General features: G+C 68.7%; 9 protein-coding genes. 6 read left to right on the forward strand and 3 right to left on the reverse strand.

Annotated elements, in window-relative coordinates; genetic code table 11:
* Positions 1-251 precede the first annotated feature (251 nt).
* Both ABZ484_RS31965 and ABZ484_RS31970 read right to left on the reverse strand, forming a co-directional pair.
* Positions 252-1,145 carry an SDR family oxidoreductase gene (locus tag ABZ484_RS31965; RefSeq protein WP_358869423.1) on the reverse strand — a complete coding sequence of 298 codons (894 nt, stop codon included), beginning with the start codon at positions 1,143-1,145 and terminating at the stop codon, positions 252-254.
* Positions 1,142-1,945, reverse strand: coding sequence for a DUF1990 domain-containing protein (locus ABZ484_RS31970; protein ID WP_358869424.1), 804 nt, complete (start codon positions 1,943-1,945; stop codon positions 1,142-1,144). Before ABZ484_RS31970 ends, ABZ484_RS31965 begins: the two co-directional genes overlap by 4 nt.
* A gap of 153 nt (positions 1,946-2,098) precedes the next feature.
* Between ABZ484_RS31970 and ABZ484_RS31975 the strand changes: the two genes are divergently transcribed.
* The 3 genes from ABZ484_RS31975 (at position 2,099) to ABZ484_RS31985 (ending at position 3,771) form a co-directional block, all read left to right on the forward strand.
* On the forward strand, positions 2,099-2,311 hold the full coding sequence (locus ABZ484_RS31975; RefSeq protein ID WP_358869425.1) for a hypothetical protein: 213 nt from the start codon (positions 2,099-2,101) through the stop codon (positions 2,309-2,311).
* Between the two features lie 58 nt (positions 2,312-2,369).
* Entirely contained in the window at positions 2,370-3,026 is a 657-nt protein-coding gene (locus ABZ484_RS31980; protein ID WP_358869426.1) for a DUF1990 family protein, read from the forward strand.
* A gap of 253 nt (positions 3,027-3,279) precedes the next feature.
* The gene (locus tag ABZ484_RS31985) at positions 3,280-3,771 is read left to right on the forward strand and encodes a hypothetical protein (RefSeq protein WP_358869427.1); all 492 of its coding nucleotides are present in this window, start codon (positions 3,280-3,282) and stop codon (positions 3,769-3,771) included.
* A 416-nt stretch (positions 3,772-4,187) separates the two neighbouring features.
* Here the strand turns inward: ABZ484_RS31985 and msrA are convergent, their stop codons facing one another.
* On the reverse strand, positions 4,188-4,697 hold the full coding sequence (msrA, locus tag ABZ484_RS31990) for a peptide-methionine (S)-S-oxide reductase MsrA (RefSeq protein ID WP_358869428.1): 510 nt from the start codon (positions 4,695-4,697) through the stop codon (positions 4,188-4,190).
* Positions 4,698-5,173: 476 nt separating this feature from the next.
* On the opposite strand from msrA, the gene ABZ484_RS31995 reads away from it, so the two are divergent.
* The 3 genes from ABZ484_RS31995 to ABZ484_RS32005 all read left to right on the forward strand — a co-directional run.
* Positions 5,174-5,635 (forward strand): DUF5709 domain-containing protein, encoded by a 462-nt coding sequence (locus tag ABZ484_RS31995; RefSeq protein ID WP_358869429.1) that lies wholly within the window; start codon positions 5,174-5,176, stop codon positions 5,633-5,635.
* 322 nt (positions 5,636-5,957) lie between these two features.
* Complete coding sequence (locus tag ABZ484_RS32000) at positions 5,958-6,692, forward strand: sigma-70 family RNA polymerase sigma factor (protein ID WP_358869431.1); 735 nt, start codon at positions 5,958-5,960, stop codon at positions 6,690-6,692.
* 224 nt (positions 6,693-6,916) lie between these two features.
* Positions 6,917-7,162: molybdopterin-dependent oxidoreductase (locus tag ABZ484_RS32005; RefSeq protein ID WP_358869430.1), on the forward strand; the 246-nt coding region annotated here is incomplete at its 3' end.

Genomic DNA, 7,162 nt, shown 5'->3' on the forward strand with positions numbered 1-7,162 from the left:
GTCGCAAACGTGCCCCGCGCGCAGCCCGGGAGGTCCGGACGAAGCGGATGCCGCCGCTCGACAGATCCTTCGCACGCACGAGCAGGTCCGCTGGGCCGACCGGACAGGCACATCGGCCCCGCCCACTCGGCGCCGCGCCGCCGCTACGCCGGCTCCTGTGCCAAGAGGCGCGCCGGCTCGGTGCACGGCCCAGAGGCGACGATCTCCTCCACACGCGACCTGCCCGGCAAAGGGAGCGCGTAGGCAGGGCATCAGCCCGGTCGGCCGTCGTCCGGTACGGCCGCGGCACGGTCGGCCCGTCCGCCGGCGCCCAGCCTGCCTGTGGCACGCAGCGGCCGCCCGGCGTCCCAACGGGGCAGATCGTGGCGGGCCAGCCGTAGCACCACCGGCGGCAGGGCCCAGCGCAGGGGCTGGACGAGACGCAGCCACGCCGGGATGTACACAGCGGTGCTGCGGCGCTCGACAGCGCGCGCCAGTCGGGCGGCGACGGCGTCGGCCGGATGGATGTTCCGGACGCCGGGGGGCATGTGCACGCGCAATTCGTGCAGGGCCGCGAAGCCCTCGGCCTCGCGGATCATGTCGGTGTCCGCCCAGGCGGGATACGCGATACCCACCGCGACTCCCTCGTGCGCCACCTCGGCCTGCAGGACGTGCGCGAAGGCTTCGACACCCGCCTTGGAGGCGCAGTAAGCGCTCATCATCGGGGTGGCTCCGAGTGACGCAAGCGATGCCACCTGCAGGAAGTAGCCCGCCGTCGCCGTCAGATCGGGCAGGAACGCCCGTGCCGTGTGGGCACTGCCCGTCAGGTTCACGTCGATGACACGGCGCCATGAGGAGGAGTCCGACGTCGCGAAAGGGCCTCCCTCGGCGATCCCCGCATTGGCCACGACCACCGACGGCCGACCGAGGCGTCCGCGGACCTCGCCCGCCGCATCGTCCATCGCGGAGTTGTCGGTTACGTCGACTTCGACCGCCAGCGCCGCGGTGGGCAGGGATGCCGCCAAGGCATCCAGCTCGGCCCCCTCATGGCCGAGAAGCGCGAGGCGTGCCCCGCGCCGGGTCAGCTGGTGCGCCAGGGCCGCTCCCAGCCCGCGCGCGGCTCCGGTGATCACGACGGTCCGGTCCTGGAGCGGGCTGCCCGTCACCTGCTGTCCTTTCGCCGGTGGTCCCAGCTCGCACGTGGCTCCCCGACCGCTCCCCCGGGGGGAACCTCCTGGCTCGGCGCCCCGCTCGATGAGCTCTTGCCGGACGAGGGCTGCGGGCGTGCCGGTGTCCTTTCGGGCAGTTCGAGCCAACGGGTGCGGATGTGTACACCGTCGACCGGTCGGCCCCCCGACATCGATGCGGCGGACAGGCAGAACCGAACCCACATGTTGAGCTGAATCTCTTTCGCCAGGCGCAGATGCGAGTACAGGAGGTGCACCAAGCGGTTGCTGGGGCATGCCCACAGCTCGATCTCGAACACCAGCAGGCCGTCGTCCTCGCGCGCACGGAACTGCACCTGACCGGCCTCCATGTGACCGCGCAGGGTCACCAGGTGCAGACGGTCGACGCCGCGATGAACGACCTTGACGGGTCCGTTCCAGGGTCCTGGCATCTCCACCAGCAGTTCGTCCGCGACGTCCAGACCGTGCTCGCGGAGCTCACCGGTGTGGATGTCGACCACCTCGGAGGGCACGAAGCGCTTGAAATCGCAGCAGATCCATTCGAGGAGTCGGCCCGGGCCGATGTCGGCATCGGCGATCCGCACACGGAAAAGGCGGTGGAACAGGGGACCGCAGCCGTCCTGCGCCAGTTGCACCCGGCTGTCGAGCGCCCCGGGCGGCAGCCGCGGCGGAAGGTCCGTCTCGTCACCTTGGCATTCGCCACCTCGGTGCAGAGGCGTCGTCTCCCACAGATAGCGCCACGTGACCAACCCCGTGCCCAAGAGCCACCGCGCGAGCACGGTGAATATCTGAGGACAGTGTGGACGCATCATCCGTGACCTCTGGGCTGACCAACATCATGAAACACCGTTGCCACCTGTGTACCCCATAAAGGGGTACTCAAAGTGATGCTGGAACGAGCAAGCGACCCAGGAGGCCCCATGGTGGTCCGGATGCTGCACCGTGCAGGGGTGCGGAGTGCCCATCTGCACCTTGCCTCGCTCGCCACCGTCGGTCTGTGCGTGACGTTGTGGGTGCGCGCGAAGACCGTCGACCAGGAGCAGCGGGCGAACGCCGAGCGGCGCGCGCTCTTCGTGGGTCTGTGGCCGCCGACGCTGTGGCTGATCGGCGACTCGCTCGGAAGCCCGAGTGATCCCGTTGGGTGACTGGGTCTTCGGACGGCTCGACGCCGTACGCGTGTGGCGAGGCCTCGCAGATGCGCGCGTGAACTACTCGGCCGACGAGGTGCGCCGACCGTCCTGGAACATCGATCTCCACCGCACCGCGCTGCCCACGGAGCGACCGGGCCCGCCGGAGCCGGGAGGCCCGTGGGAACAGGCCTGCCGTCTGGTCCGGGACTACGAGTTCTCGCCGCCGGAGATCGTGCGAGCGCTCTACGACCCGGCCGCGCCGCTGCTCGGCCGCGACATGCTGCTGGAGGCGCGATTCCACGGCATGCACTTCTACTGTGGTGTGCGCGTCACCGACGTGGTGGACGACACCCGTGACGGGACGGACCGCGTCTGGGGATGGGCCTACGAGACCTTGGAAGGCCACCTGGAACGCGGCAAGGTCACCTACGAAGTCGTGAAGCGGCAGGACACCGGTGAGGTGCTGTTCGTGGTCTCATGCCATTCGCAGGGTGCCCCGACCCTGGGCCGGATCACCTCCGTCGGGTGGCGCCTGTTCGGCCGCCGCATCCAGTTGCGGTTCTACCGCAGGTGTGCCGAACGACTGAGCGAGTTCGTCGAGGCCGCGCTGCGCGGCGAGCACCCGCTGCCCAGTCCTTCCAGCGCAGTCGGGCATCTGGTGTGCGCGCCCTCCGACGCGAGAACGCACCGCTCGGACGCGCTGGCGATCCACCGGGTCGCCCCAGGATGAGCCGCGGGGGACGCCGAGGGCTCGAACTGAAGAGAACAAGGGCCCACGGTGCACCGGCTGCCTGCACCTCCTGCACCACTACATCGGCGGCCAAGGCCGCCGCGCGGACCCGGACCGCAGCCGCGTCTCCCTGCACCGGCTCAACGCCCGCCACCCGACCGCCCACTTCGGCAGCTGAGGTCAAGTTGCCTCCCTGCGCACAGGGTTCCGGCGAACGTAGACGATCACCTCCGGAGGATGCTTCGCTGACGGCATGGAAGTTGTTGCCACGAGTCTCATCGCCGTGCTGGGTACGTTGCTCGGCTCATCGCTGACCTATCTGTTCCAGCGCCGTACTACGTTGCGCACCGAACTCTTCACCCGTAGCGAGCGTCTGCGCCAGGAACGCCTCGACGCCTACAGCGCATACGCGGGTGCGCTCGCGAACTTCCGTCGGGGGCAGGTGGACTACTGGTTCGCCAAGTACGCGGGCCGCCTTACGGAGGGTGAGTCGCTGCATGAAGTGCAGAGGGAGGCCCAGCGATTGAGGGCCGCGGCCCTGGAGGCGATGTTCCGTGCCGAACTGCTCACGCCGTCCTCGGCCCTTGACGCTCTGGGGCGGCAAGCGCTGAAGGCGATCGACCGGATTCGCGAGGCGCACTCCCGGGAGGAGCTGGAGCCGGCCCGTGATGCCTCGCGCTCCGCCATCTACGAGTTCGTCGCCGCATCGCGCCGGCACATCCCGGGCCTGATCGATCCGCAATAGCACACCAGTGCCGCTGCCACTCGTCGCCCACCTCGGATACGTGCATATCCGTCCCTGGGAAGGCGCAAGGTCACGCCTTCGAGGCGATGAGCTGGTACAGCGGGTCCGGGCGTGCCATGTCCTGGTCGGGAAGCACCGCGAGCTGCCGACATACGTCGGTCACCTGGCCCTCGGTCGCACGCGAGCACCAGGGATGTGGCCCGCGGCGATCACCTCCCGCCACCTGCGCGGGCTGCGGCCCTGCCCTGTTCCGGCGCGGCCGGGGCTCTCGGTTCACGGCCCCGGGACGCGTCGTAGTCCCGGGTCTCGTCGTCGTAGTCGATCACCTGTCCATCCTGTCTGAGGGTATGCGGCCCCGTACCGCTGAAGAGCAAGGGTGAGCGCGGGCGGGCCAGGCCGCGTGGGCGCGGGCCCGGTCAGACCGGCGGCCAAGGCAGCTTCCAGTCTTTTCGGACGTACTGGCTCATGTGCGCATCCGGATGGCGCTGGAGGTAGTTCTGGTGCTCAGGTTCCGCTTCCCAGAACCTGCCGGACGGGACGACCTCGGTGACCAGCTTCCCCGGCCATATTCCAGACGCGTCGGAGTCCGTGATCACCGCCCCTGCGATGCGTCGCTGTTCCTCGTTCAGGTAGAAGATGGCGGACCTGAAGGTCAGGCCGATGTCGTCGCCCTGCCGATTCAACGTGGTGGGGTCGTGGATCTGGAAGAAGAACTCCAGGACGCTGCGGTAGTCCGTCCCGGTCGGGTCGTAGGTGACCTCGACCGCCTCCGCATGGTTCCCGTGGTTGCGGTATGTCGGTTCCACCACCTCGCCGCCGGTGTAGCCGACACGGGTGCCCACCACGCCCGGGAACCAGCGGAACAACTCCTGCATGCCCCAGAAGCATCCGCCCGCCAACACCGCATACCCCCTCGCTGGAACCACGTTGTGCTGCTCCTTCTATGAGGTCGGCATCGGCTGAGGTCGTCCGACACGGGACCGGATTCGACGGGCGAGGCCCGCCCCTTCGCCAGATCGCGGCAGCCAGACAGGGGCCTCGACTCTGCGGCGCCGAACCGCCGGCTGGTCAACCGTTAGCTGCCTCGGTGACGCACTCCTTACCCGGCGTCCGCAGGTTCCGGGCCGGCGTGCCCGGCGGGGGGCTGCCGCCTTTAACCATCCCCCGAGACACCCGCCTGTGCGCACCCGCACAGCAGCGGCCTCTCGCGGCACCGGTTCATCGCGGAGCATCCCGGATACGAGCAGCTCATCGACCCTGACCACCCTGGCGAAGCCTGGGCGACTATGCCGGGTAGACGCCGCGTCGACACCGGGCCGCTTGAATGGCTGTCTCCCGCCTGCGCAGTCACAGAGGCGCGGGCACCGAGATGCCCCGGGACTCCGGCGGCATGGAGGCCGTAATGACTTCACCTGACAATCTCCCGCCCTACGAGGACGTGACCGCCTCCAACCCTCTGCGCTCGCAGGAGGAGTACGACGAGGACGAGCTGGGAGAGGACGTCCTGGACCGGGGTTACTCACCCGCCAGTTCGCCTCTGGCCGTCAACGACTGGGGTGTCACTGCGAGGGAGGGCGCTTCCCACGAGGATCTCACGCACCGACTCAGGCGCGAGGTGCCGGAGGTCAGTGCTTCGGACGAGGGTGACGGGCTGGGCGACACGATCGGCACGGACGGAGAGCTCATCGACGACCAGGTCGGCGACGAGCGCGCGGGGCGCCTCCTCGGCTGGGACACGGACGTTCTCGCCGCCGGGTACGACGGCGACGACTACTGGGCGCGAGACGTGGGCATCGACAACGGTGCCGCCTCCGCCGAGGAGGCGGCTGTCCATGTGGTGCCCGAAACCCCGGAGAACTCCTGAGCGACCGCCTGTCTCCTGGCTGGGCCTGCGGGCAGGGACGAAGTCCGCCAGATCCTCCTACGGGCCGCCTCGGGCCGCACCCGGCATGACCGTTCGCTGCCGGCGGGGGCGGTCACACGCCTCCGCGGTCCGGCTTGCTCACCAGCAGTCACGACAGTACGGGAAAGAGCGCATCACGCCGCGCGCGAGTCGCTCGTCGGAATACCACGGAAGCCTCGTCCGTGTAATCCCGGAATCCCGGATGTGCGCACAGCGAAAGATGCAACAGCGACTTCGCGTAGACGCCCTGTAGATGGGGTCGTGATTGGCTTGTGTGCACGAGATGACCTGGGGATTGAAGGACATGCACTCTGCGGATCTCAGAAGAATGCGCCGCTCGGCTCCGAATGGACATGCCGGAACCAGCGGCAGCGCCCCGGCAGCAGGGCCCGCCAAGGGCCGAGGGCGACTCGATCCGGAGTCCGCCGCCTGGGTGGACGCGCTCGAGGACGGTCATGGGCGGCAGTACGAGCAGGCTTGTACGCGGCTGCACGAACTGCTGGTGCGGATTGCCATGGACGAAGTGTTCCGCCGGGGCCCTCGTTACCGGATTACCGGGCCCGAGCTGAACGACCTCGCCCATCAGGCGGCCGCCGACGCTCTCATGAGGATCATGCACAAAATCCGGGAATTCCGAGGCGACGCCAGGTTCACCACCTGGGCATTCCGGTTTGTCGTACTGGAAGTGTCCAGCAAGCTGGGCCGCCATTTCTGGCGCTTTTCGAATGCATGGTTCGACACGGACGAATGGGCGCAGGTACCCGACTGCTCCGGGGTCGATCCCGCCAGCCACTGGCAGGGGCGAGAGCTGGTCGAAGCTGTGCGCAACGCGGTCGAGACCGCACTGAGCGCCCACCAGCGGCAGGTCTTCACCGCCGTCGTCAACGGGGTGCCCCTGGAAACCCTCGCCAGTGAGCTGGGGACGAACCGCAACGCGCTCTACAAGACGATGTTCGACGCCCGTAAGAAACTGCGAGCTCATCTGATCGCCGGCGGACATCTCAGCGCTGCCGGCTGACACAGCGGCGGCCACGTCGTCGGGGCAGCGCTGACCGGCGCCGCTCGCACCGCGGCCACACACATCACTGGGCTCTGGCAGTCGTCCCCGTGGAACGGACGAGGAGGGCCGGGCCGCCACGAACCGACCTTCCCAAGGGACCGGAGGTAAGATGTAACGGACCGCGGGCGCTCATCTCCGAAGGGGCCCACCAGGGCCGTCCCGGATTGACAAGGACAGCGAGCATGGTGTTCATCTCGCGCGGTTTCCACGGCCGAAGGCCGTCGGCGGGAACGAAACTGCCGCCCGGGCAGTACGAGACGACCGGCTTCCCGGTGCTGTCGGCCGGGCCCACCCCCCGTATCCGAAAAGACGACTGGAAGCTCTCCGTGACCACGGAAACCGGGAAGCGGCACGAGTGGGACTGGGCAGGCCTGATGGCACTCCCGGCGGAGTCCCCCACCGTGGACCTGCACTGTGTGACGAAGTGG

It is taken from the genome of Streptomyces sp. NPDC006393, assembly GCF_040628575.1.
In the GTDB taxonomy this organism is placed as follows: Bacteria; Actinomycetota; Actinomycetes; order Streptomycetales; family Streptomycetaceae; genus Streptomyces.